Origin of the sequence: Planomonospora parontospora (assembly GCA_014647935.1) — a bacterium.
In the GTDB taxonomy this organism is placed as follows: domain Bacteria; phylum Actinomycetota; class Actinomycetes; order Streptosporangiales; family Streptosporangiaceae; genus Planomonospora; species Planomonospora parontospora.
Window position 1 is genome coordinate 394,799 of record BMQD01000001.1, and the last position, 23,455, is coordinate 418,253.

At 72.5% G+C, this 23,455-nt stretch carries 23 protein-coding genes; 17 read left to right on the forward strand and 6 right to left on the reverse strand.

Going from position 1 to position 23,455, the window contains the following annotated elements; translation table 11 throughout:
- The first annotated feature begins 87 nt into the window (after positions 1-87).
- On the forward strand, positions 88-1,422 hold the full coding sequence (locus tag IEZ07_RS01820; RefSeq protein ID WP_191893170.1) for a S41 family peptidase: 1,335 nt from the start codon (positions 88-90) through the stop codon (positions 1,420-1,422).
- A gap of 64 nt (positions 1,423-1,486) precedes the next feature.
- Here IEZ07_RS01820 and IEZ07_RS01825 read toward each other — a convergent pair whose 3' ends face one another.
- The 3 genes from IEZ07_RS01825 to IEZ07_RS01835 form a co-directional block, all read right to left on the reverse strand.
- Positions 1,487-2,038, reverse strand: a complete 552-nt coding sequence (locus IEZ07_RS01825) for a GNAT family N-acetyltransferase (protein WP_191893171.1) — start codon at positions 2,036-2,038, stop codon at positions 1,487-1,489.
- Positions 2,039-2,260: 222 nt separating this feature from the next.
- Positions 2,261-2,707: an SAV_6107 family HEPN domain-containing protein gene (locus IEZ07_RS01830; protein WP_191893172.1), complete on the reverse strand. Its 447-nt coding sequence runs from the start codon at positions 2,705-2,707 to the stop codon at positions 2,261-2,263.
- Positions 2,708-3,027: 320 nt separating this feature from the next.
- Positions 3,028-3,837: a L,D-transpeptidase family protein gene (locus tag IEZ07_RS01835; RefSeq protein ID WP_239319282.1), complete on the reverse strand. Its 810-nt coding sequence runs from the start codon at positions 3,835-3,837 to the stop codon at positions 3,028-3,030.
- Between the two features lie 120 nt (positions 3,838-3,957).
- On the opposite strand from IEZ07_RS01835, the gene IEZ07_RS01840 reads away from it, so the two are divergent.
- Positions 3,958-4,434 carry a YbaK/EbsC family protein gene (locus IEZ07_RS01840; protein ID WP_068894206.1) on the forward strand — a complete coding sequence of 159 codons (477 nt, stop codon included), beginning with the start codon at positions 3,958-3,960 and terminating at the stop codon, positions 4,432-4,434.
- On the forward strand, positions 4,431-4,790 hold the full coding sequence (locus tag IEZ07_RS01845; protein ID WP_191893173.1) for an ArsC/Spx/MgsR family protein: 360 nt from the start codon (positions 4,431-4,433) through the stop codon (positions 4,788-4,790). The genes IEZ07_RS01840 and IEZ07_RS01845 overlap by 4 nt, the downstream gene beginning before the upstream one ends.
- Before the next feature lie 87 nt (positions 4,791-4,877).
- Here IEZ07_RS01845 and IEZ07_RS01850 read toward each other — a convergent pair whose 3' ends face one another.
- The 3 genes from IEZ07_RS01850 to IEZ07_RS01860 form a co-directional block, all read right to left on the reverse strand.
- Entirely contained in the window at positions 4,878-6,065 is a 1,188-nt protein-coding gene (locus tag IEZ07_RS01850) for a PP2C family protein-serine/threonine phosphatase (protein ID WP_191893174.1), read from the reverse strand.
- A gap of 148 nt (positions 6,066-6,213) precedes the next feature.
- On the reverse strand, positions 6,214-6,708 hold the full coding sequence (gene bldD, locus IEZ07_RS01855) for a transcriptional regulator BldD (protein ID WP_068894204.1): 495 nt from the start codon (positions 6,706-6,708) through the stop codon (positions 6,214-6,216).
- Positions 6,709-7,136: 428 nt separating this feature from the next.
- The gene (locus IEZ07_RS01860; protein ID WP_191893175.1) at positions 7,137-8,381 is read right to left on the reverse strand and encodes an arginine deiminase; all 1,245 of its coding nucleotides are present in this window, start codon (positions 8,379-8,381) and stop codon (positions 7,137-7,139) included.
- Positions 8,382-8,711: 330 nt separating this feature from the next.
- Between IEZ07_RS01860 and pyrR the strand changes: the two genes are divergently transcribed.
- The 14 genes from pyrR (at position 8,712) to metK (ending at position 23,444) form a co-directional block, all read left to right on the forward strand.
- Entirely contained in the window at positions 8,712-9,293 is a 582-nt protein-coding gene (gene pyrR, locus IEZ07_RS01865) for a bifunctional pyr operon transcriptional regulator/uracil phosphoribosyltransferase PyrR (RefSeq protein WP_275413739.1), read from the forward strand.
- A complete protein-coding gene (locus IEZ07_RS01870) occupies positions 9,290-10,222 on the forward strand; it encodes an aspartate carbamoyltransferase catalytic subunit (RefSeq protein WP_191893176.1) in 933 nt (310 codons plus the stop codon). Before pyrR ends, IEZ07_RS01870 begins: the two co-directional genes overlap by 4 nt.
- Positions 10,219-11,529, forward strand: coding sequence for a dihydroorotase (locus IEZ07_RS01875; RefSeq protein WP_239319284.1), 1,311 nt, complete (start codon positions 10,219-10,221; stop codon positions 11,527-11,529). Before IEZ07_RS01870 ends, IEZ07_RS01875 begins: the two co-directional genes overlap by 4 nt.
- Before the next feature lie 117 nt (positions 11,530-11,646).
- Positions 11,647-12,903 carry a glutamine-hydrolyzing carbamoyl-phosphate synthase small subunit gene (carA, locus tag IEZ07_RS01880; RefSeq protein WP_239319287.1) on the forward strand — a complete coding sequence of 419 codons (1,257 nt, stop codon included), beginning with the start codon at positions 11,647-11,649 and terminating at the stop codon, positions 12,901-12,903.
- Positions 12,896-16,189: a carbamoyl-phosphate synthase large subunit gene (gene carB, locus IEZ07_RS01885; RefSeq protein ID WP_068894199.1), complete on the forward strand. Its 3,294-nt coding sequence runs from the start codon at positions 12,896-12,898 to the stop codon at positions 16,187-16,189. Before carA ends, carB begins: the two co-directional genes overlap by 8 nt.
- A gap of 15 nt (positions 16,190-16,204) precedes the next feature.
- Complete coding sequence (locus IEZ07_RS01890; RefSeq protein WP_191893177.1) at positions 16,205-17,080, forward strand: dihydroorotate dehydrogenase electron transfer subunit; 876 nt, start codon at positions 16,205-16,207, stop codon at positions 17,078-17,080.
- A complete protein-coding gene (locus tag IEZ07_RS01895; protein WP_191893178.1) occupies positions 17,070-18,044 on the forward strand; it encodes a dihydroorotate dehydrogenase in 975 nt (324 codons plus the stop codon). Before IEZ07_RS01890 ends, IEZ07_RS01895 begins: the two co-directional genes overlap by 11 nt.
- Positions 18,041-18,754, forward strand: coding sequence for an orotidine-5'-phosphate decarboxylase (gene pyrF / locus IEZ07_RS01900; protein WP_191893179.1), 714 nt, complete (start codon positions 18,041-18,043; stop codon positions 18,752-18,754). Before IEZ07_RS01895 ends, pyrF begins: the two co-directional genes overlap by 4 nt.
- 186 nt (positions 18,755-18,940) lie before the next feature.
- The gene (mihF, locus tag IEZ07_RS01905) at positions 18,941-19,264 is read left to right on the forward strand and encodes an integration host factor, actinobacterial type (protein WP_068894195.1); all 324 of its coding nucleotides are present in this window, start codon (positions 18,941-18,943) and stop codon (positions 19,262-19,264) included.
- A gap of 213 nt (positions 19,265-19,477) precedes the next feature.
- Positions 19,478-20,050: a guanylate kinase gene (gene gmk / locus IEZ07_RS01910; RefSeq protein WP_239319302.1), complete on the forward strand. Its 573-nt coding sequence runs from the start codon at positions 19,478-19,480 to the stop codon at positions 20,048-20,050.
- Positions 20,051-20,061: 11 nt separating this feature from the next.
- Entirely contained in the window at positions 20,062-20,325 is a 264-nt protein-coding gene (gene rpoZ / locus IEZ07_RS01915; RefSeq protein ID WP_068894194.1) for a DNA-directed RNA polymerase subunit omega, read from the forward strand.
- Between the two features lie 10 nt (positions 20,326-20,335).
- Positions 20,336-21,562: a bifunctional phosphopantothenoylcysteine decarboxylase/phosphopantothenate--cysteine ligase CoaBC gene (gene coaBC / locus IEZ07_RS01920; RefSeq protein ID WP_191893181.1), complete on the forward strand. Its 1,227-nt coding sequence runs from the start codon at positions 20,336-20,338 to the stop codon at positions 21,560-21,562.
- An 81-nt stretch (positions 21,563-21,643) separates the two neighbouring features.
- A complete protein-coding gene (locus IEZ07_RS01925) occupies positions 21,644-22,012 on the forward strand; it encodes a hypothetical protein (RefSeq protein WP_191893182.1) in 369 nt (122 codons plus the stop codon).
- A 244-nt stretch (positions 22,013-22,256) separates the two neighbouring features.
- Complete coding sequence (metK, locus tag IEZ07_RS01930; protein ID WP_068894191.1) at positions 22,257-23,444, forward strand: methionine adenosyltransferase; 1,188 nt, start codon at positions 22,257-22,259, stop codon at positions 23,442-23,444.
- Positions 23,445-23,455 lie beyond the last annotated feature (11 nt).

Below are 23,455 nucleotides of genomic sequence, written 5' to 3' on the forward strand. Positions count from 1 at the left end.
CCGACGTTCCTATACGAAATGAGGTGACAACGGCGTTAACGATTGCGTTCACGGCCGGGAAACCCGCTTCCGGCCATGCTGGCGGCCATGATCAGAACTCTCTGCGCCGCCGTCCTGATGACGGCCTGCACCGTGTCCGCCTCCGCCCCGGCTCCGCAGCCGGTCCCCGCCGGGAACGCCGGCTGCACCGCCGTCGCGGCGCCACCGCCGCAGTCACCGCCCCCGACCTCGGTGAACACGCTCCGGCAGGCGTACTTCTGCGTGCTGGACAACTACTACAGCGGCCCGGTCCTGGACTCCAGGACGCTGCTGAAGAGCGCCATGGCCGCCTACACCCAGAACCTGATCCGGCGCGGCGCCGACCGGACCGGCCTCGGGCTGCCCGCCCTGACCGGTGACCGCGACACCGACTGGGCCGCTTTCGCGAAGGTCCTCGGCACCGGCGACCCGGCCGCGCTGCGTGCCGCGATCACCGGCATGGTCGCCGGACTCCAGGACAACCACGCCCGTTGGATCAACCCGCCCCCGCCGCAGCAGGGCGGGCCGACCGGGACGGGCATCGTGGGCGTGTCGGCCGAGCAGGGCCCGCAGCTCGACCCGGCGGCCCGGCCGCCGCTGTTCATCACCGAGGTCGTGCCCGGCAGCCCCGCCGCCGAGGCCGGCGTCAGACCCGGCGACATCATCCTCAAGGTCGACGGCATGCCGGTGTTCATCGGCGACACCGTGAACCAGGCCATCATCGGCGCCTTCGCCGCCGACCCGGTACGGCTCACGCTCAAGCGCCCCACGACGGGACGGACCCGCACCGTCGAGATCGGGCAGGGTCCCCTCACCCGGCGGCCTCCGGAGGTGACCTCCAAGAGGCTTCCCGGCGGCGTCGTCTACGTCCGGCTGCCCGGATTCCACGAAGGCGGCGCCGACCGGGTCATCGCCGAACTGCGGGACAGGCCGAAGGCGGTGGTCCTGGACCTGCGCGGCAACGGCGGCGGGTCGCCCCGCGAGGTGACCCGGCTGCTCGGCGCGTTCGCGCACGGCAAGGTCACCAGCCACTTCTGCCCGCTCAAGGGCGACTGCGTGCCCAACCGGACCGACGACAGCGTCCCGCTGCTCGGCTCGCGCCTGGTCGTCCTCACCGACCGCGGCTGCGCCTCGGCCTGCGACGACTTCAGCGCGGCGGTCAAGGGCAACGGCCTGGGCACCCTCGTCGGGACCCGCACCGCCGGGGCCGTCTCCGGTCCCGGCATGGGATACCTCCTCGACGACGGCAGCGTCCTGATCCTGCCCAAGGTCCGGCACCTCGGCCCCGCCCGGGAGATCATCGACACGATCGGCGTACCGGTCGACCACCACGCCCCGATGACCGCCCTCGACCTGGCCACCGGGCGCGATCCGGGCCTGGCCAAGGCGCTTGCGCTTCTCTGACGCGCCCGCCGCGGCGGGCGGACCGCGCCGGCTCCCGCCGCCCGTGACCGCGCCCTCCGTGGCGTCAGCCGGAGGGCAGCGGGAGCATGGCCCCGGCGATCGCGTAGCGCTCGTACCCGCCGGGGAAGACGAACGCGGTGAGCAGGTCCACGAACCCGATGTTCCGGTAGAGGTGCCGGGCCGCGGTGGGCAGGTCGCGGGTGGACAGCACGACCGTGCGTTCCGGCCGCCCCTCGCACACGTTCAGGACCAGGGCCCTGCCGACGCCCTTTCCCTGGTGGTCGGGGTGGACGTGGACCTCGGCGAGTTCCAGGGCGTCGCCCAGCCAGTCGCGCGCGCTGGTCTCGCCGCGCCGTTCGGCGACGGCCTGGTGGACCACGTCGTGCCACCACTGCCCGGGGACGCCGTGGAAACCGTAGGCGAGGCCGACCGGGGTGCCGTCGGCGAGCTCGGCGAACAGGCAGGTGAAACCGGGGTGGGCGGCGTGGTTGCCCATTATCGCCTTCCGGCCGGACAGCTGATCGGCGGGAGGGGCCATCGCCGCCGTGTAGATGTCGAGGACGGAATCCAGCCGGGAGACGAACTCGTCGGGGCCGACTCGTCGCAGTCCGATCACCGTCGCACCCTAGCAGGGGCGATCCGGCCGGATTCGAGGGAAACGGCTAACGGGACGTTCGGGTTCTTTTACCTGAGGCTCGCGGACGGCCCCCGCCTACGGACGGGGACGGACGCGGTCGCCGCTCCGGGACGGCAGACCCGCCCGGCTCCCGCCACGGCCCTCGCCGCCGTCCGGGAGCGTGCAGGGTCCGGGAGCGCACAGGAAGGACACCCGGCGGGCCTACCCCGCCAGAGGGACGCGGCCCGGGAGAGCGGGCTGGATCGGCACGCCGAGCATCTCCTCGACCGCCACGACGAACCGCTCCGCCTCCGAGATCAGCTCCTCGGCGTCGCGGGCCGACACGGCGTGGGTCATCCCGGCCTCGATCGAGGCCCGCTTGGCGGCGCTCACCTCGAAATAGGGCGCCCAGTCGGCCAGCCTGGGCTCAGCCTCGGGGAGCAGCTCCCAGGCACTGCGCAACCTGCGGCGTCGGCCGTCCATCGGCTTGGGGCGGGCGGCCAGGACGGCCGCCGCGGCCCGGAGCGCCGCCAGGTGCGCCGAGACATAGCGCATGGCCGAGGTGCGGGCGTTCGCCGCCTCCTCCAGGCAGTCGCGCGCGTCGGCCAGGCGCGCCCGCACCGTGGGCGACAACCGGGGCCCGGCGGGGCCGTCGAACCGTGGGGTCATGCTTCCGCCTCCTTGGTCGCAAGCGGCTCCCGGCGGTCTGGCCGGTGGTATCACGTTCGCAGACGCCACCGACAATTCCGCCGGGCGGCCGGACGAGGAGCTTCCCCTCTCCCCGTCCGTCCCGACCCGGCCCCGCCTCCGGCGGGGCCGGGTCGGCCGCCCTCAACGTGAGCCGCGAGTCCCACGTCACTACATCGAACATAAATTCGATCATCGATGCTGTCAAGTATGTCGACGAACAGAAGTTCGATCTCTCTGTGAAACGAAAAGCCCCGGGAGATCGAGATCTCCCGGGGCCCGCGTTCCGCGAACGGCCGCGGCTACCGGGCGAACCTGCCCCGGACGTGGACCGGCACCCCCGTGCCGAGCAGGCCGGGAAGGACCTCGGCCACGTGCATCGGCAGGCGCACGCACCCGTGCGAGGCCGGCGCCGGCGGAACCGAGAGCGCGCCGTGGAAGGCGATGCCGCCGTTGAAGAAGATCGGGTTGTACAGCTGACCCAGGTAGGACCGGTGCCAGCCGTCTCGCCGCCAGGTCGTCCTGTAGTCGCCCGTCGGCGTGCGGGCGTCTCCGCAGAACTTCTGCGTCCTGCCCTGCCAGGTGGCCGTCTCGCAGTAGGGGACCCCGCTGCCCGAGGAGGTGTGGCTGATCAGCTTCACCCGCCCGCCGACGTAGAGCACCATCACCTGGGTGGTGAGGTTCATCTCCACGCGCGTCGGCCTGCCCTTGGGCACCAGGACCCTGGGGGCCCGCGGGGCCTCCAGGGCGTCCCAGGTGCGCCGGGTGACGGCGCCCGCCGGCTTCAGGCCGTTGACCTTCTGGAACGCCCACACCGCGGCCTGGGTCGCCCCGCCGTACCGGCCGTCGATCCGGCCCGGGTGGTAGCCGAGCTCCTTCAGTCGGGTCTGCAGCGCCTTGACCGCGGCCCCCTTGGCGCCGACCCTGAGCGTCTTGCCCGGCGCGGCGAAGGGGGCCGGTTCGGCCGCCGCCGTCTCCGCCGCGAACGAGGCCTCCACCGCGGCGACCGGAACCACCGGGGCGGCGGACACCGCGTTCGCGGCGCCGGAGGAGGACAGGAGCACCGCTCCCGTCATGAGCGCGGCCACTCCGAGCCGCCGTCCAACCTCCACGTGACTTCATCCCCTCACACCGCTGGATAACCGGATCAACGGAACATAGCGCACCATCAGGATGCACCTTCGGCCGGTCATGCAGAGGTGACCGGCCGGCGATCTGTTTAGAGTGGCCGGGTGCCAGAAAAGTTGCATCCGAACATCGAGAAGGTCGCCGCCGCCCTGCGCGAGCACGGTGTCTCCGGAGAGATCGTCGTGTTCCCGCAGGCCACCCCCACCGCCGCGACCGCGGCCGCGCAACTCGGCTGCGAGGTCGGCGCCATCGCCAACAGCCTCGTCTTCGACGCCGACGGCGAGCCGCTCCTGGTGCTCACCAGCGGAGCCCACCGCGTCGACACCGGCCTGGTCGCCGAGACGATCGGCGCGGCCGAGGTACGGCGGGCCACACCGGAGCTGGTCCGCGCGGCCACCGGCCAGCCCATCGGCGGCGTCGCCCCCATCGGCCACCCGGCCCCGATCCGCACCCTGGTCGACACCTGGCTGAAGGCGCACGAGGTGGTCTGGGCCGCCGCCGGCCATCCGCACAGCGTCTTCCCGACCTCCTACGACGAACTGCTCCGCATCACCGGCGGCGTCCCTGCGGAGGTCGCATGACCACCGTCTGGCACAACCCGCGCTGCTCCAAGAGCCGCTGCGCCCTCGACGCGTTCGCCGGCGTCGGCAGGGACGTGACCGTCCGCCGCTACCTGGACGACCCGCCCACGGTCGCGGAGCTCACCGAGGTGCTCGACCGGCTCGGCCTGCAGCCGTGGGACGTCACCCGGATGGGGGAGGCCCGGGCCCGGGAGCTCGGGCTGGCGGAGCGGCCGCGCGACCGCGACGAGTGGATCGCCCTCCTGGCCGCCGACCCGGTCCTGATCCAGCGTCCCATCGTGCTCACCGACGACGGCCGCGCCGTGATCGCCCGCGACGAGGAAACCCTGAAGGCCCTCCTCGAGGACGGTTCCTAGCCGACCGGTCTCCGGCCGGGTCCAGCCCGCGGCCCGAACCCCTTCGCGCGGTGGCCGGGCCTCGCGCAGGCCGGGTGAGGCGGGGTGTCAGTCGGCGGTGTGGGCGGCGCGGTGCCGGAGGAGGAGCATGGCGGCGTCGTCGGCCAGCGGGCGGCCGACGTGGTGGAGGAGGTCGGCGCGGAGGGCGTCCAGGGCGAGCTGCGGGTCGGCGCCGTCCAGCAGGTGGGCGCGGGAGTCCAGGGGGTAGAACCGGCCCGAGCGGTCCCGCGCCTCGATGACCCCGTCGGTGTAGAAGAGGACCTGGTGGCCGGGCGCGAACGGGATCTGGTACGGCGCGGGCTCCCCGGCCTTCAGCGCGCCCATCCCCAGGGGAAGCGCGTCCTCGGGCGGATCGGCGAACCAGTGGTCGCCCTCGGCGGTGAGCACCATGGGCGGCGGGTGGCCGCAGTTCAGGACGGTGATGGAGGCGCCGCCGGTGATCTCGGCGAGCACGGCGGTGACGAACTGCTCACCGGACAGCTCCCGGCTCAGCGCGTTCTCCAGGCGGGACACCACGCCCTGGAGCTTGGACTCGTCGTAGGCGGCCTCCCGGAAGGCGCCGAGCACCACCGCGGCCGTCTCGACGGCCTCCAGCCCCTTGCCCTGGACGTCGCCCACGATGACCCGGACCCCGTGCGGGGTGGTGACCACCTCGTACAGGTCGCCGCCGATCCGGGCCTCGGCCGTGGCGGAGGTGTAGGAGACGGCGACGCCGATCCCGGGTCCGGCGCGGCGCGGCACCGGCCGGAGCAGGACCCGCTGGGCGGCCTCGGCCACCGAGCGGACGTCGGCGAGCCGCCGTTCGTGGCGGAGCCGCCCGGCGCTGGCCAGCACGCTGGCCATGGTCACGCCGAGGATGGCGATGACGGTGACGTTGGTGCGGGGCGTCCAGAGGATGTCGTTGTAGGCGCCGAGGGCCACGCCGAGCAGGAGGGCGATGACGCCGACCAGCGTGGTGCGGGCCAGGCCGCAGGCCACACTGGCGAAGGCGGGGCCCAGGGCGAGCAGGGGGAGGAGACCGGTCGTCGGACCCGTGCCGAAATCGATCGTGGCCACCACGGCCATCACGATGAACGGCAGCAGCTTCAGGACGGCGTGGGTCTTGCCGGTCTCGACGGAGGAGAGGAGCCTGACGAAGGCGCGGGCCCTGGTCGAGGAGAGGGAGGCGCGGAGAGAGGCGAGCCGGCTTTTCGGGCGTGACGGGGAGCGATCCTGGCGGCCGTCTCTCCTGAGCATCTCACCACGTCTCGTTAAACAGCGCGTTTGTTTTTTCCTACCACAGCGATGGACATCGGCGGCGGACTACACGCGAGGTTCAACGGAAGAACGTATCCGTGGCCGGATGGGTACGCCGGAACCGGCGTACCCATGAGACGGTCCGGAATCAGAAGGAGTCGACGGCCCGGCGTGCCTCGGGGTCCAGGACGCCCCAGTTGATGAGCTCCTCGGTGAGCTCGCTGGGGGACTTGTCGTAGATCACGGCGAGGGAGCGCAGGTCCTCCTGGCGGATGGACAGCACCTTGCCGTTGTAGTCACCACGCTGGCTCTGGATGGTCGCCGCGTAACGGGCGAGGGCACCGGCCTTCTCCTTGGGGAGCTGGGAGAGGCGCTCAAGGTCGATCACAAGCTTCGGCGTGGGTCCCAGCGGACTCGGGGCGGCGCCTCCGGGCAGCAACTCCGAGACGGGCACCCCGTAGAAATCCGCGAGCTCGGCAAGCTTCTGCACCGTGACAGCGCGGTCGCCACGCTCGTAGGAGCCGACGACGACCGCCTTCCAACGTCCGCGGGACTTCTCTTCGACTCCGTGCAGGGACAATCCCTGCTGGGTGCGAATGGCGCGGAGTCGTGCACCCAGCGACTTGGCGTATTCAGACGGCATCGTGTGGCCCCCCGGCTCTCTAATGTACTGCTTTCACTTGATTGTGCTACCTCACGCCGTATGCTCCGGTCACCGGGTCGGCGCCCAGGGGTAGGTGCCTGCGATGACCGGAGAGTGAGGGTTCACCCGGTAACGTCACGACGTGTGGTTACGGACAGTGACGGTAAAGGGGCGGACGCCGAAGGTCAAGCTGATTGGAAAAAAGAGGTCGAATCCGGTCCGGCGGGTTCCGCCGTGAATGTCGTATTTGTTCCCTCTGCCGGGCCCCTGAATCCGCTCCGGGCGTCCGGGTCTCACCGTGCGTCGCGGCCGGGCTCCAGACGGGAGCGCCGCCGGCCGTACGGGACGGTGAGGGCCGCGCCGGCGATCGGGGCGGCACACCGGAGGAGGCGGCGGCCCGGGACGCCGGCGGGCGGTGGACGGGGCGGTCAGACGCCGTCGCGCTCGATCGGGCAGCTCATGCAGCGCGGACCCCCGCGCCCCCGGCCCAGCTCGCTGCCCCGGACGGTGATCACCTCGATGCCGGCCGCGCGCAGGTGGTTGTTGGTGGTGGTGTTGCGCTCGTAGGCCACGACCACGCCCGGCTCCAGCGCCAGCACGTTGCAGCCGTCGTCCCACTGCTCGCGCGCGGCGGCGTGCACGTCCTGGACGGCGGTCAGCACCCGGATGTCGTCCAGGCCCAGCGCGGCGGCGATCGCCCGGTGCATCTCCTCCGGCGCGTGGTCGGTGATCTTGAGTTCCTTGTCGTTGTCGCCCGGCTCGATCGTGTAGGACGGCAGCATGCCCAGCCCGGCGTACTTGGTGAACGTCCCCTCGTCGACCTGGGTCATCACCGTGTCCAGGTGCATGAACGCTCGCGCCTTCGGCATGTCCAGCGCCACGATCCGGCTCGCCGAGCCCCGGGCGAACAGGCTGCACGCGAGCATCTCGACGGCCTGCGGCCGGGTCCGCTCGCTCATCCCGACCAGGACCGCGCCGCGCCCGATGACCAGTACGTCGCCGCCCTCGATGGTGGCCGGCGCGGCGGCCATGCCGGGCATCCACACGTGGTAGCCGCCCTGTCCGGGCCGGTCGTAGCCGTCGGCGAACAGCGGGTGGTGGCGGTAGACCGCCTCGTAGTTGACCGTCTCGCGGCGGCGGGCCTTCTTGCGCATCGCGTTGATCGAGACGCCGTCGTAGATCCAGCAGGAGGTGTCGCGGGTGAACAGGTGGTTGGGCAGCGGCGGCAGGACGAAGCCGTCCATCCCCAGCGTGTGGAAGGCGACGCTGCGGGGTTCGGGGGACAGCTCCAGGAACTCGCGCTTGGTCAGGCCGCCGGTGAGGTACTGCTGCAGCTGCGCCGGGTCCATCGCGTCGAGCGTGTTGCGGACGGCGTCGGTGGCCAGCGGCCCGAACCAGCGGGGGTCCACGATGCCGTCGAGGATGTGCCTGCGCGCCTCGGGGACGGCGACCGTCTCGCGCAGCAGGTCCGACAGCAGGTGCACCGTGACGCCCCGGTCCCGCAGGACCCGCTGCCACTCCTCGTGCTCCTCCACCGCGCGCTGCACCCACAGCACGTCGTCGAAGAGGAACTCGTCCTTGTTGGCGGGGGTCAGCCGCTTCAGCGCCAGGTCCGGCTCGTGCAGGACGACCTGCCTGAGCCGGCCCACCTCGGAGCCGACGTGAAAGGCCATGGCAGTCTCCTCGGTCGCCGCGGGACGGTCCGCTGGAGGGCGGTGCCGAGTGGGATTCCCGGGCGGGGCGGGACGAAACTCGGTCCCTCCGGTGAGGCGGGGGACGGTTGTGGAGCACGCGCCTCGCCGCCGCTCCCGGCCGCGGGGTGCGCCGGAGCATCCCTCACGAGGCAGACCGGAGGCCATCCAGGTGAATAGCCATCTTGATCAGGTTTTGTCACTATTAGTGCAATAAACGCCCGGTTCTGAGCGGCCGTCCTCCTGCTGATACCTTGAAGACGTCGACTTCCTTTAAGACCCGTCCCGTGAGGCGGGAAAGGTGGTGTTCTCTTGACCGACGCCGTTTCGCGTGCCCGCGATCAGATCCGCGGCCCCGCGCACGCCGTCCTCGAAGGCCCCGACATCAACCGGGCGCTGATCCGCATCTCCCACGAGATCCTCGAACGCACCAAGGGTGGCGAGGACGTCGTCCTGCTCGGGATCCCCACGCGGGGCGTCCACCTGGCCCGCCGCCTGGCCGAGCACATCCGGCAGTTCGAGGGCCGCGCCGTCCCGGTCGGCTCCCTCGACATCACGATGTACCGCGACGACCTGCGCACCAAGCCCGCCCGGCCGCTCGGGCGCACCGACCTGCCGGCCGACGGGATCGACGACAGGACGGTCGTCCTGGTCGACGACGTGCTCTACTCCGGACGCACCGTCCGCGCCGCGCTCGACGCGCTGGGCGACCTGGGCCGCCCGCGGGCCGTGCAGCTCGCCGCGCTGGTGGACCGCGGCCACCGGGAGCTGCCCATCCGTGCCGACTACGTGGGCAAGAACCTCCCCACCTCCAAGAGCGAGATCGTCAAGGTCTACCTGGAGGAGAACGACGGCCGGGACGCGGTCGTGCTGCTGAAGGAGGGCGACAAGTGAGGCGGCACCTCATCTCGGCGGCGGACCTGAGCCGCGACGACGCCCTGCTGATCCTGGACACCGCCGACGAGCTGGCGAAGATCTCCGAGCGCTCGATCAAGAAGCTGCCGACCCTGCGCGGCCGCACGGTGGTGAACCTCTTCTTCGAGGACTCCACCCGGACCCGGATCTCGTTCGAGGCCGCGGCCAAGCGCCTGTCCGCGGACGTGATCAACTTCTCCGCCAAGGGCTCCAGCGTCTCCAAGGGCGAGTCGCTCAAGGACACCGCGCTGACCCTGGAGGCGATGGGCGCCGACGCCGTGGTCATCCGGCACGGCGCCTCCGGCGCGCCGCACCGGCTGGCCGGCTGGGTGCGCGGCAGCGTGGTCAACGCCGGCGACGGCACGCACGAGCACCCCACGCAGGCCCTGCTCGACGCCTTCACGATGCGCCGCCGGCTGGGCTCGCTGGACGGCAGGAGGGTCACGATCGTCGGCGACGTGCTGCACAGCAGGGTGGCCCGCTCCAACGTGCTGCTGCTGGCCACCCTCGGCGCCGAGGTGACGCTGGTGGCCCCGCCGACCCTGCTCCCGGTGAGCGTCGGCTCCTGGCCGTGCGCGGTCTCCTACGACCTCGACGCCGTGCTGCCCAAGTCCGACGTGGTGATGATGCTGCGCGTGCAGCGCGAGCGGATGAACGCGGCCTTCTTCCCCACCGAGCGGGAGTACAGCCGCCGCTACGGCCTCGACCGCGACCGCGTCGCGAAGATGCACGACGACGCCATCGTGATGCACCCCGGGCCGATGAACCGGGGCATGGAGATCGCGGCGGAGGTGGCCGACTCGCCGCGCTCGACGATCGTCGAGCAGGTCGCCAACGGGGTGACCACCCGCATGGCCGTTCTGTACCTGCTGCTCGGCGGCGCCAACCTCGGGGGAGAAGACCAGTGAGCGTGAAGACCAGCGTGACCACCGTCATCAAGGGCGCCCGGATCCTCGGCGGCGAGCCCGCCGACATCCTGATCGACGGCGGCGTCATCGCCGCGGTCGGGCCGGACCTGACCGGCGACGAGACCGTCGAGGCGGCGGGCCTGGTCGCCCTGCCCGGCCTGGTGGACCTGCACACCCACCTGCGCGAGCCGGGCCGGGAGGACGCCGAGACCGTCGAGAGCGGCACCCGCGCCGCGGCCCTCGGCGGGTTCACCGCCGTGCACGCCATGGCCAACACCTCCCCGGTCGCCGACACCGCGGGCGTCGTCGAGCAGGTCTGGCGGCTGGGCCTGGCGGCCGGCCACTGCGACGTGCAGCCGGTCGGCGCGGTCACCGAGGGCCTCGGCGGCGAGCGGCTGGCCGAGCTCGGCGCGATGGCCGACTCCGCGGCCCGCGTCCGGGTCTTCTCCGACGACGGCAAGTGCGTCTCGGACGCGGTGCTCATGCGCCGCGCCCTGGAGTACGTCAAGGCCTTCGACGGCGTGGTCGCCCAGCACGCCCAGGAGCCGCGCCTGACCGCCGGCGCGCAGATGAACGAGGGCGCGGTCTCCGGCAGGCTCGGCCTGACCGGCTGGCCCGCGGTCGCCGAGGAGGCGGTCATCGCCCGCGACTGCCTGCTCGCCGCGCACGTCGGCTCCCGCCTGCACGTCTGCCACGTCTCCACGGCGGGCTCGGTGGAGATCATCCGCTGGGCCAAGTCCAAGGGGTGGAACGTCACCGCCGAGGTGACCCCGCACCACCTGCTGCTCACCGACGACCTCGTGGAGGACTCGCCGGTCGGCGCCTACAACCCGATCTACAAGGTGAACCCGCCGCTGCGCACCCGCGCCGACGTCGAGGCGCTGCGCGCGGCCCTGGCCGACGGCACGATCGACGTCGTGGCCACCGACCACGCCCCGCACCCGGTCGAGGACAAGGAGACCGAGTGGGCCGCCGCGGCGATGGGCATGATCGGCCTGGAGACGGCGCTGGCGGTGGTCCAGGAGGCCATGGTGGAGACCGGCCTGCTCGACTGGGCCGGCGTGGCCGAGCGCATGTCGTACGCCCCGGCCAGGATCGGCCGCCTGGCCGGGCACGGCCGGCCGCTGGAGGCCGGCTCCCCGGCCAACATCACCCTCTACGACCCGTCGGTGCGCGCGCAGGTGGACCCGTCCTCCTACGCCTCCAAGAGCCGCAACACCCCCTACGAGGGGCGGTCCCTGCCGGGCCGGGTCGTGGCCACCTTCCTGCGGGGCCGCGCGACCGTCCTCGACGGCAAGCTCGCGTGACGGCCGCCCGCGCCCGCGCGGTGCCGGCGGGCGTCCCACATCGTGGAGACGCCCTCCGCCCATGCGCCGGATATTTCATACTTTCAGAAGTAATGACCGAGATGAGTGGGATGTTCTGTGAGTGAGCGAAGCGAGCGGGCCGGCGGCCGCCCGGCGGGCGGCGGGACCGGGACCGCGGTTCTCGTGCTGGAGGACGGGCGCGTCTTCCACGGAACCCCGTACGGAGCCGAGGGCGAGACCTTCGGCGAGATGGTCTTCAACACCGGGATGACCGGCTACCAGGAGACCCTCACCGACCCCTCCTACCACCGCCAGATCGTCGCGATGACCGCGCCGCACATCGGCAACACCGGCGTCAACGACGCCGACCCCGAGTCGTCCCGCGTCTGGGTGGCGGGCTACGTGGTCCGCGAGCCCGCCCGGGTGCACTCCAACTGGCGCGCCACCCGCTCCCTGGACGACTACCTCGCCGACTCCGGCGTCGTCGGGATCGCGATCCCCGGCACCCGCGCGCTCACCCGCCACCTGCGCGAGCGCGGCGCCATGCGCGCCGGGATCTTCTCCGGCGGGGCCGTGGCCCCGGTCGAGGAGCTCCTGGAGCGGGTCCGGCTCAGCCCTTCGATGGAGGGCGCCGACCTGGCCGAGCAGGTCTCCACCGCCGAGCCGTACGTCGTGCCCGCCCGCGGCGCCAAGAAGTACACCGTGGCGGCCGTGGACCTGGGCATCAAGTCCATGACCCCGCAGCGGATGGCCGAGCGCGGCTGCGAGGTGCACGTCCTGCCCGCCACGGCCACCGCCGCCGACATCCTCGCGCTCGACCCCGACGGGGTGTTCTTCTCCAACGGCCCCGGCGACCCGGCCACCGCCGACGGCCCCGTCGAGGCGCTGCGCGGCGTGCTGGACGCGGGCCGGCCGTTCTTCGGCATCTGCTTCGGCAACCAGATCTTCGGCCGCGCGCTGGGCCTGGGCACCTACAAGCTGCGCTACGGGCACCGCGGGGTCAACCAGCCGGTCCAGGACCGGCGCACCGGCAAGGTGGAGATCTCCGCGCACAACCACGGCTTCGCCGTGCAGGCCCCGCTGGACGGCGCCTTCGACACGCCGTACGGCCCGGCGGAGGTCAGCCACGTCAACCTCAACGACGACTGCGTCGAGGGGCTGCGGCTGGTCGACCGGCCCGCCTTCAGCGTCCAGTACCACCCCGAGGCCGCGGCCGGCCCGCACGACTCCGCAGGGCTCTTCGACCGGTTCTGCGCTCTGATGGAGCAGTCGAGGGGACGAGAGAGCGCAGCGGCCGGCGAGGGACGAGTCGTCCGCGCAGCGGGCGAGGAGCCGGGCGCGACCATGAGCACGGAGACGAAGAAGAATGCCTAAGCGCACGGACATCCAGTCGGTCATGGTGATCGGCTCCGGGCCGATCGTGATCGGGCAGGCCTGCGAGTTCGACTACTCCGGTACCCAGGCGTGCCGCGTGCTGCGCGCCGAGGGCTTCCGCGTGATCCTCGTCAACAGCAACCCCGCGACCATCATGACGGACCCGGAGTTCGCCGACGCCACCTACGTCGAGCCGATCACCCCCGAGTTCGTCGAGAAGATCATCGCCAAGGAGCGCCCCGACGCGCTGCTGCCCACCCTGGGCGGCCAGACGGCGCTCAACACCGCGATCGCCCTGCACGAGGCGGGCGTGCTCGCCAAGTACGAGGTCGAGCTCATCGGCGCCGACGTGGACGCGATCCAGGCCGGCGAGAATCGCGAGAAGTTCAAGGAGATCGTCGCCAAGGTCGCCGCCGAGCGCGGTCTCAACGCCGAGTCGGCCCGCTCGGTCGTCTGCCACACCATGGACGAGTGCCTGGCCGCGGCCGGCGGGCTCGGCTACCCGCTGGTCGTGCGGCCCTCCTTCACCATGGGCGGCGTGGGCTCCGGCTTCGCGCACGACGAGGCGGACCTGCGCCGCATCGCCGGCGCGGGCCTCGACGCCTCGCCGACCACCGAGGTGCTCCTGGAGGAGTCCATCCTCGGCTGGAAGGAGTACGAGCTGGAGGTCATGCGCGACCGGGCCGACAACGTCGTCATCGTCTGCTCCATCGAGAACATCGACCCGATGGGCGTGCACACCGGCGACAGCGTCACCGTGGCCCCCGCGCTGACGCTGACCGACCGCGAGTACCAGAACATGCGCGACGTCGCCATCGCGGTCATCCGCGAGGTCGGCGTGGACACCGGCGGCTGCAACATCCAGTTCGCGGTCGACCCGAAGACCGGCCGCATGGTCGTCATCGAGATGAACCCGCGCGTGTCGCGCTCCTCGGCGCTGGCGTCGAAGGCCACCGGCTTCCCGATCGCCAAGATCGCGGCCAAGCTCGCCGTCGGCTACACCCTCGACGAGATCCCCAACGACATCACCCGCGAGACCCCGGCGTCGTTCGAGCCGACGCTCGACTACATCGTGGTGAAGGTGCCGCGCTTCGCCTTCGAGAAGTTCGCCGGGGCCGACCAGACGCTGACCACCCACATGAAGTCGGTCGGCGAGGCCATGGCCATCGGCCGGTCCTTCCCCGAGGCGCTGCAGAAGGCGCTGCGCTCGCTGGAGAAGAAGGGCGCCCCCTTCTCCTGGACCGGCGAGCCGGGCGACAAGGACGAGCTGCTGGCAGCCTGCCGCACCCCGCACGACGGCCGCCTGACCACCATGCAGCAGGCCATCCGGGCCGGGGCCACGGCCGGGGAGCTCTTCGAGGCCACCGCCGTCGACCCGTGGTTCATCGACCAGCTGCTGGCGATCGACGAGGTCGCCGCCGAGCTGCGCGAGGCCTCCCAGCTCGACGCCGCCGCGCTGACCAGGGCCAAGCGGTACGGCTTCTCCGACGCGCAGATCGCCGGGATCCGCGGCCTGGACGAGGCGCGCGTGCGCGACCTGCGCCACGCGCTCGGCGTCCGCCCGGTCTACAACACGGTGGACACCTGCGCCGCCGAGTTCGCCGCCCGCACGCCGTACCTCTACTCCACCTACGACGAGGAGACCGAGGTCCCGTACGGCGACCGCCCGAAGGTCCTCATCCTCGGCTCCGGCCCCAACCGGATCGGCCAGGGCATCGAGTTCGACTACGCGTGCGTGCACGCGTCCTTCGAGCTGTCGCGGGCCGGCTACGAGACCGTCATGGTCAACTGCAACCCCGAGACCGTCTCCACCGACTACGACACCTCCGACCGGCTCTACTTCGAGCCGCTCACCCTGGAGGACGTGCTGGAGGTGGTCCACGCCGAGCAGCAGACGGGCCCGGTCGCCGGCGTCATCGTCCAGCTCGGCGGGCAGACGCCGCTCGGGCTGGCGCAGGCGCTCAAGGACGCGGGCGTGCCGATCGTCGGCACCTCGCCGGAGTCCATCCACCTGGCCGAGGAGCGCGGCGCGTTCGGCCGCGTGCTCGCCGAGGCCGGGCTCCCGGCGCCCAAGCACGGCACCGCGGTGACCGAGGCCGAGGCGCTGGAGATCGCCGCGGAGATCGGCTACCCGGTCCTGGTGCGGCCGAGCTACGTGTTGGGCGGCGCCGGCATGGCCATCGTCTACGACGACGCCACCCTGGTCACCTACATGGCCAAGGCGGGCGCCGCCAGCGACCACCCGGTGCTGGTGGACAAGTTCCTGGACGAGGCCGTCGAGATCGACGTGGACGCGCTCTTCGACGGCGAGGAGCTGTACCTCGGCGGCGTGATGGAGCACATCGAGGAGGCCGGCATCCACTCCGGCGACTCGGCCTGCTCGCTGCCCCCGATGACGCTCGGCAGCTTCGACATCAAGCGCATCCGCGCCGCCACCGAGGCGATCGCCCGGGGGGTGGGCGTGCGCGGCCTGCTCAACGTCCAGTACGCCATGTCGGCGGGCATCCTGTACGTGCTGGAGGCCAACCCGCGCGCCAGCCGTACCGTGCCGTTCGTCTCCAAGGCCACGGCGGTGCCGCTGGCCAAGGCCGCGGCCCGGGTGATGATGGGCGCGACGGTGGCGCAGCTGCGCGCCGAGGGCATGCTCCCGGCCGAGGGCGACGGCGGCACGATGCCGCTGGACGCGCCGATCGCGGTCAAGGAGGCGGTGCTGCCGTTCAACCGGTTCCGGGGCGTGGACACCATCCTGGGCCCGGAGATGCGCTCCACCGGCGAGGTCATGGGCATCGACGCGTTCTTCGGCACGGCCTACGCCAAGTCGCAGGCCGCCGCCTACGGCTCGCTGCCGACCAAGGGGCGGGCCTTCGTCTCGGTCGCGAACCGGGACAAGCGGGCCATGATCTTCCCGGTGAAGGCCCTGGCGGACCTCGGCTTCGAGATCCTGGCCACCGAGGGAACCGCGGAGGTGCTGCGCCGCAACGGCGTCCATGCCAAGATCGTGCGCAAGCAGAGCGACGGACCCGGTCCCGACGGCGAACCGACGATCGGCAGGCGGATCCTGGACGGCGAGGTGGATCTCATCGTGAACACGCCCTTCGGCAGCCCCGGCCAGTCCGGGCCGCGGCTGGACGGCTACGAGATCCGCACCGCGGCCGTGCTGCGGGGCGTGCCCTGCATCACGACCGTCCAGGGACTGGCCGCCGCCGTTCAGGGTGTTCAGGCCGTCGTCCGCGGCGACATCGGCGTACGGTCCCTTCAGGAGCACGCCCAGAGACTGCGGGGATGATGCCCTGAGCGGGAGGTGAGGGAGACGCCTGTCACTCCGGTACAGGTCACGGGCACGGTGCTGACGACGCGCCGGGTCGACGCCTACCATGCGCTGACCGTGGTCGCGCCCGGCATCGTCGAGCGGTTCCGCCCCGGCCACTTCGTGGCGGTGGCCGTCGGCGGGCCGGGGACGTCGATGCTGACGCGCCGTGCCTTCTCCGTCCACGACGTCAAGCCCGACTACGGCGGCACGGTGGAGTTCGTCTTCACCGCCGGCGGTCCGGGCACGGCCTGGCTCGCCGAGCGCCGCGCCCGCGACACGCTGGACCTGGTGGGCCCGCTCGGCCGGCCCTTCCCGCTGCCCCGGGACCCGGTGACCTGCGTCCTGGTCGGCGGCGAGTACGGCTCCGCGATGCTCTTCGCGGTCGCCGACGCCCTCCAGCGGCGCGGCTGCCGGGTGGACTTCGTGCTCGGCGCGGCCTCGGCCGACCGGGTCTTCGGTGCGCTGCGCGCCCGCCGGATGGGGGAGACGACCACGCTGACCACCGAGGACGGGTCGCTGGGCATGCGCGGCCGGGTGACCGACGTGCTGCCCGGGGTGATCGCCGACGTCCGCGCCGACGCGGTCTACGCCTGCGGTCCCATGGAGATGCTGCGCGGGGTGACCGCCGTGGCGGTCGAGTTCGACATCCCGGTCCAGGTGGCCGTGGAGGAGCGGATGGCCTGCGGGATCGGCGTGTGCATGACGTGCGTGCTCCCGGTCATCGGCGACGACGGCGTCACCCGGATGGTCCGCTCCTGCGTCGAGGGCCCGGCCTTCCGGGGCGAGCGCGTCCGCTTCGACGACGTGGGAACGATCCCGTTCGACGCGCTCGGAGCGCCCGGCGGAGGCACACGGCATGCCGGTTGACATGCGGACCTACCTCGGGCACGTGGAACTGGCCAACCCGATCACCACCGCCGCCGGGTGCGCGGCCTCCGGCGCCGAGCTGGCCCAGTTCTTCGACCTGGGCAGGCTCGGCGCGGTGACCACCCGGTCGATCACGATGGCGCCCAGGGCGGGCCGCCCGACCCCCCGGATGGCGGAGACGCCCTCGGGCCTGCTGGCCGCCGTGGGGCTGCAGGGACCCGGCGTGGACGCGTTCCTGGCGCGGGAGCTGCCCTGGCTGGCCCAGCGCAACATCAGGACCGTGGTGTCCATCGGCGGCGGCACCGTCGCCGAGTACACCGCGCTGGCCCGCAGGCTCACCGACGCGCCCGGCGTGACCGCCGTGGAGGTCAACCTGTCGTGCCCCAACATCGAGGACCGCGGGCGGGTCTTCGCCCTCGACGGCGCCGCCTCCGCGGAGGTGGTCGCCTCGGTGCGCTCGGTGATGCGCTACGACGTGCCGGTGGTGGCCAAGCTCTCCCCGGACGCGCTGGACGTGGTGAGCGTCGCCCGCGCGTGCGTGGACGGGGGCGCCGACGCGCTGTCCATGATCAACAATCCGCTCGGCATGAGCATCGACACCGACGCCATGCGCCCCTCGCTCGCCGCCGTCACCGGCGGCCTGTCGGGGCCGGCGATCCGGCCGCTGGCCGTACGATGCGTCTGGCAGGTCCACGCGGCGCTGCCCGGCGTGCCCATCATCGGCATGGGCGGCGTGCTGACCGGCCGGGACGCCTTCGAGTTCGTCCTGGCCGGAGCCTGCGTCGTCGCGGTGGGCACCGCGCTGTTCCACGACCCCTACGCCGGCCTGCGCGTCCTGCGCGAGCTGGAGGAGATCCTGGCGGCGCGGGGTTTCCACCGGCTGGCCGACGCGGTCGGACTGGCCCACCGCCCGCCGGGGGCGACCACCCGGCACCGTACGGACTTCGAGGAGAGCCCGCTGTGATCCCCGCCCCCATCGCCGTCGCCCTGGACGCGCCCGACCTGGAGACCGCGGCCCGCTGGGCGAGCCTGGTGACCCCGCACGTCAGCACCGTCAAGATCGGGCTGGAGCTCTACCTCCGCTACGGGCCGGACGTCATCGCCTCGGTCCGGGGGGCGAGCGGGGTGCAGGTCTTCCTCGACCTGAAGCTGCACGACATCCCGAACACCGTGGCGGGCGCGGCGCGGTCGGTGGCGCGGCTCAAGCCCGCGATCCTGACCGTCCACGCGGCGGGAGGGGCCGCGATGGTCCGCGCGGCGGTCGAGGCCGCCCCCGCGGCGCGCATCGCGGCCGTGACGGTGCTCACGTCGCTCTCAGAGGCCGATCTTGAGCGGGCCGGCATCTCGGGACCCCCCGACGACGCCGTGCGCCGCCTGGCGGTCCTGGCCGTCGGGGCGGGCGCGCAGGCGCTGGTGTGCTCCCCCCGGGAGGTGGCCGCGGTGCGGGCCGAGGTCGGGCCGGACATCACGCTCATCACCCCGGGCGTGCGCCCCGCGGGGGCCGACACCCAGGACCAGGCGAGGGTGGCCACCCCCGAGCGGGCGCTCGCCGACGGCGCCGACCTCCTCGTGATCGGCCGTCCGATCACCGGCTCGGCGGACCCCGGCGCCGCGGCCGCCGGCATCGCCGCGGCGCTCCGGAAGGCCTCCGCCACCGCCGGCCGGGACATGTGATCTTCGTCGCGGAAAACCCCGGGCCGGGCGTCGTTTGACCGACGGTGAGCTATGTCTCTACTACTCAGGGTGAAGAACCGGGCTTTCTGGGCGCAGAAACCGGGGTTGACGTTGCTTGGATCGCGATGACCAGCTAGTTTCCCTTCCCGTCCGAGTACATCCACAGGAAATTCGAGGTGACCCGGCGTGGCTCTTCCTCCCCTTACCCCCGAGCAGCGCGCCGCAGCCCTGGAAAAGGCTGCCAAGGCCCGCCGAGAGCGTGCCGAGGTCAAGAACCGCCTGAAGCACGGCGCGGTCTCTCTGACTGAGGTGCTCAAAGACGGGCAGGCCGATGACGTCATCGGCAAGATGAAGGTGTCGGCCCTTCTCGAGTCGCTTCCCGGCGTGGGCAAGGTCCGCGCCAAGCAGCTCATGGAGCGGCTGGGCATCGCCGAGTCCCGCCGCGTGCGGGGCCTCGGCGCCAACCAGCGCGCGTCCCTGGAGCGTGAGTTCGGCGGAGCCGAGAGCTAGGACTAGTCTCGGTTCCACAGTTCGCACGCTTCACCCCGCGCAGCGGGGACGGCATCACGGGGGTCTGGAGTGACCGGAACGTCAACCGGAGCATCGCGGCCCGACGAGGGCCGGGCTCCGGACGAGACCGCGGTGAGCGGATCCGGTGGCTCCACACCCCCGGCCGGGAGTCCGGAGGAGGCGCGAGCCTCCGCCGGGCCGACCGGCAACCGCCTGACGGTCCTGTCCGGGCCGTCGGGCGTCGGCAAGTCCACGGTCGTCGCCGAGCTTCGGCGGGCACACCCCCAGGTGTGGCTGTCGGTCTCGGTGACCACCAGGAAGCCCCGCCCCGGCGAGACCCACGGGGTGGAGTACTTCTTCGCCGACGACGAGGAGTTCGACCGCCTCGTCGCCTCCGGGGGGCTGCTGGAGTGGGCCGAGTTCGCCGGCAACCGGTACGGGACCCCACGCGCGCCCGTCATGGAGAAGCTCGCCGCGGGGATCCCCACCCTGCTGGAGATCGACCTGCAGGGCGCCCGCCAGGTCCGCGCGACCATGCCGGAGGCGCTGCTGGTCTTCCTGGCCCCGCCGAGCTGGGAGGAGCTGGAGAAGCGCCTGCGCGGCCGCGGCACCGAGCCGGAGGACGTCATCGCCCGCCGCCTGGCCGCCGGCCGGATCGAGATGGCCGCCGAGCGCGAATTCGACCTGACACTGGTGAACACGTCGGTCCAGGAGGTGTGCCGGCGGCTGATAGCCTTGCTGGCTGGTGCTCCCGAGGCTTCGAGCCCCGGACGTTCAACTAGCTAGGGGGACACGACGTGGCAACCAACGCCGCTCATACCGAAGGCATCACCCACCCGTCGATCGACGCGCTGCTCGACATCGTCGACAGCAAGTACAGCCTGGTGATCTTCGGGTCCAAGCGGGCCCGCCAGATCAACGCCTACTACTCCCAGCTCGGCGAGGGCCTGCTGGAGTACGTCGGGCCGCTGGTGGAGACCCACGCGCAGGAGAAGCCGCTGTCCATCGCGCTGCGCGAGGTCAGCGAGGGCCTGCTCACCGCCGAGCCCATCGAGGGCTGAGACCCGCCCGATGCGAACGTCCGAGGACGCGCCCGCCAGGCCGAGCGTCGTGCTCGGGGTGAGCGCCGGCATCGCCGCCTACAAGGCGTGCGAGCTGCTCCGCCTGTTCACCGAGTCCGGCCACGACGTCCGCGTCGTCCCGACCCGCGAGGCGCTCCGCTTCGTCGGCGAGCCCACCTGGGCCGCGCTCTCCGGCAACCCGGTGACCGCCGACGTCTGGGACTCCGTGCACGAGGTGCCGCACGTCCGCATCGGCCAGGGCGCCGATCTGGTGGTGGTGGCCCCCGCCACCGCCGACGTGCTGGCCAAGGCCGCGCACGGCATCGCCGGCGACCTGCTGACCAACACCCTGCTGACCGCGCGCTGCCCGGTGGTCTTCGCCCCGGCGATGCACACCGAGATGTGGGAGCACCCGGCGACGCAGGCCAACGTGGCCGTCCTGCGCGAGCGCGGCGCGCTCGTCCTCGACCCGGCCGTGGGGCGCCTCACCGGCGCCGACACCGGCCGCGGACGGCTGCCCGACCCCGCGGAGATCTTCGAGGTCTGCCGCCGGGTCCTGTCCGGCCGCTCCCTCGACCTGACCGGGCGCCACGTGGTCGTCTCCGCGGGGGGCACCCGCGAGGCCATCGACCCGGTCCGCTTCATCGGCAACCGCTCCTCGGGCCTGCAGGGATACGCCCTGGCCCGGACGGCCGCCGCCCGCGGCGCCCGGGTCACGCTGGTCGCGGCCAACGTCGCGCTGCCCGACCCCGCCGGGGTCGCGGTGGTCCGGGTCGAGTCGGCGCTCCAGCTGCGCGACGCCGTGCTGGAGGCGGTGGCCGACGCCGACGCCGTGGTCATGGCCGCGGCCGTGGCGGACTTCCGGCCCGCGGCGCGGAGCGACTCGAAGATCAAGAAGACCTCGGCCGAGCCCGGCGCCGTCCACCTGGTGAAGAACCCGGACATCCTCGCCGAGCTGGGGGAGCGGCGCCGCGAGGGCGCCGCGCCGTACCCCGCGGTGATCGCGGGGTTCGCGGCGGAGACCGACGACGTGCTCGCCAACGGGCGGGCCAAGCTCGCCCGCAAGGGCTGCGACCTGCTCGTCGTCAACCAGGTCGGGGAGAACCTCGCCTTCGGCACCCCGGACAACGCGGCGGTCGTCCTGTCCGCGGACGCGGAGCCGGTGGAGATCCCGCGGGGACCCAAGGAGGCGCTGGCCGACGTGGTCTGGGACCTGGTGGCCGCGCGGCTTCCCTGATCCGCTTGCCGGAGATCGCCTCCCGGCGGATACTGCGTCGGACAGAGCGACCCGGAACGCCGTGTCAGGGAGGGGTCCGATATGCCGGTGCCGGCCGCCGTCAGGGCGCGCTGCCGCGCGCTGCTCCCCCCCGGGCAGGACATCCGCTACGTCCTGCCCGCGCTGGCGGTGGGGCCGCCGGGGATGGCGGCCTTCCTGGTCGTGGTGTCCGACCAGGCGATCCACGTGCTGTCCACGGCCTTCTTCGACAGGAACGTTCCGACCGCGATCCACTCCACCCACGCCCGGCGGACCCGGATCGGCCCGGTGGAGTTCTCCGCGGGCGCGGCCATCGAGCTCGGCGGCACGGTGTTCGAGATCGAGGAGGAGTACGCCGCGGTGGTCCACGCCGCCGACGCCGAGGTCTTCGCGCCCGAGACGCTGCCGCCCGATCCGCTGCCCGACCTGTGACCCGCCGGTCCGTCGCGCCCGAGGGCCCGCGGGGCGGTCTCCGGGAGCGGTTCGGGTGCGGAACCGCCGCCGGGAGAGGACGGATCCCCGGTGTGCACCGCCCTCCCGCCGTCCTCCCGCCGATCGGAGGCGGAAGGGAGAATCGCGAACGGCCGGTGAGCGGCTAGACTTCGGCGGAGTGCTCGCGGTGCGCCCCCGCACCGGAGCCCCGTCGCCAGCAGCCGCTGCATGAGGAGCCACTGACTTGTCCCGTCGCCTGTTCACCTCCGAGTCGGTCACCGAGGGCCACCCGGACAAGATCGCAGACCAGATCAGCGACGCGATTCTCGACGCCATGCTCAAGGGAGACCCCAAGAGCCGGGTCGCGGTCGAGACGCTGATCACCACCGGTCAGGTCCACGTCGCCGGAGAGGTGACGACGGAGACCTACGTCGACATCCCGGGTCTCATCCGCGAGAAGATCCTCGAGATCGGCTACGACGCCTCGCACAAGGGCTTCGACGGCGCCTCCTGCGGAGTGTCGGTGTCCATCGGCGCGCAGTCCCCCGACATCGCGCAGGGCGTCGACGCCGCCTACGAGGCCCGCGAGGGCGAGGCCGGCGACGAGTTCGACCGCCAGGGCGCCGGCGACCAGGGCCTCATGTTCGGCTACGCCTGCCGGGAGACCCCCGAGCTGATGCCGCTCCCGATCCAGCTCGCGCACCGCCTGGCCGAGCGCCTGTCGCAGGTCCGCAAGGACGGCACGGTCCCCTACCTGCGCCCCGACGGCAAGACCCAGGTCACCATCGAGTACGACGGCGACAAGCCGGTCCGCCTCGACACGGTGGTCGTCTCCACCCAGCACGCGGCCGAGATCGACCTCAAGGAGATGCTCGCGCCGGACATCAAGGAGCACGTGGTCGACCCGGTCCTGGCCGGCCTGGAGCTGGAGACCGAGGGCTACCGGCTGCTGGTCAACCCGACCGGCCGCTTCGAGATCGGCGGCCCGATGGGCGACGCCGGCCTGACCGGCCGCAAGATCATCGTCGACACCTACGGCGGCATGGCCCGTCACGGCGGCGGCGCCTTCTCCGGCAAGGACCCGTCCAAGGTCGACCGCTCGGCCGCCTACGCCATGCGCTGGGTCGCCAAGAACATCGTGGCCGCCGGTCTGGCCGACCGCGCCGAGGTCCAGGTCGCCTACGCCATCGGCAAGGCGCACCCGGTCGGCGTGTTCGTCGAGACCTTCGGCACCGAGAAGACCGACATCGCCAAGATCCAGGCCGCCGTGCTCCAGGTCTTCGACCTGCGCCCGGCCGCGATCATCCGCGACCTCGACCTGCTCCGCCCGATCTACTCCGAGACCTCCGCCTACGGCCACTTCGGCCGGCCGGAGTTCTCCTGGGAGGCCACCGACCGCGCCGACGCGCTGCGCGCCGCCGCCGGTCTGTAGTCCCGTCGCGA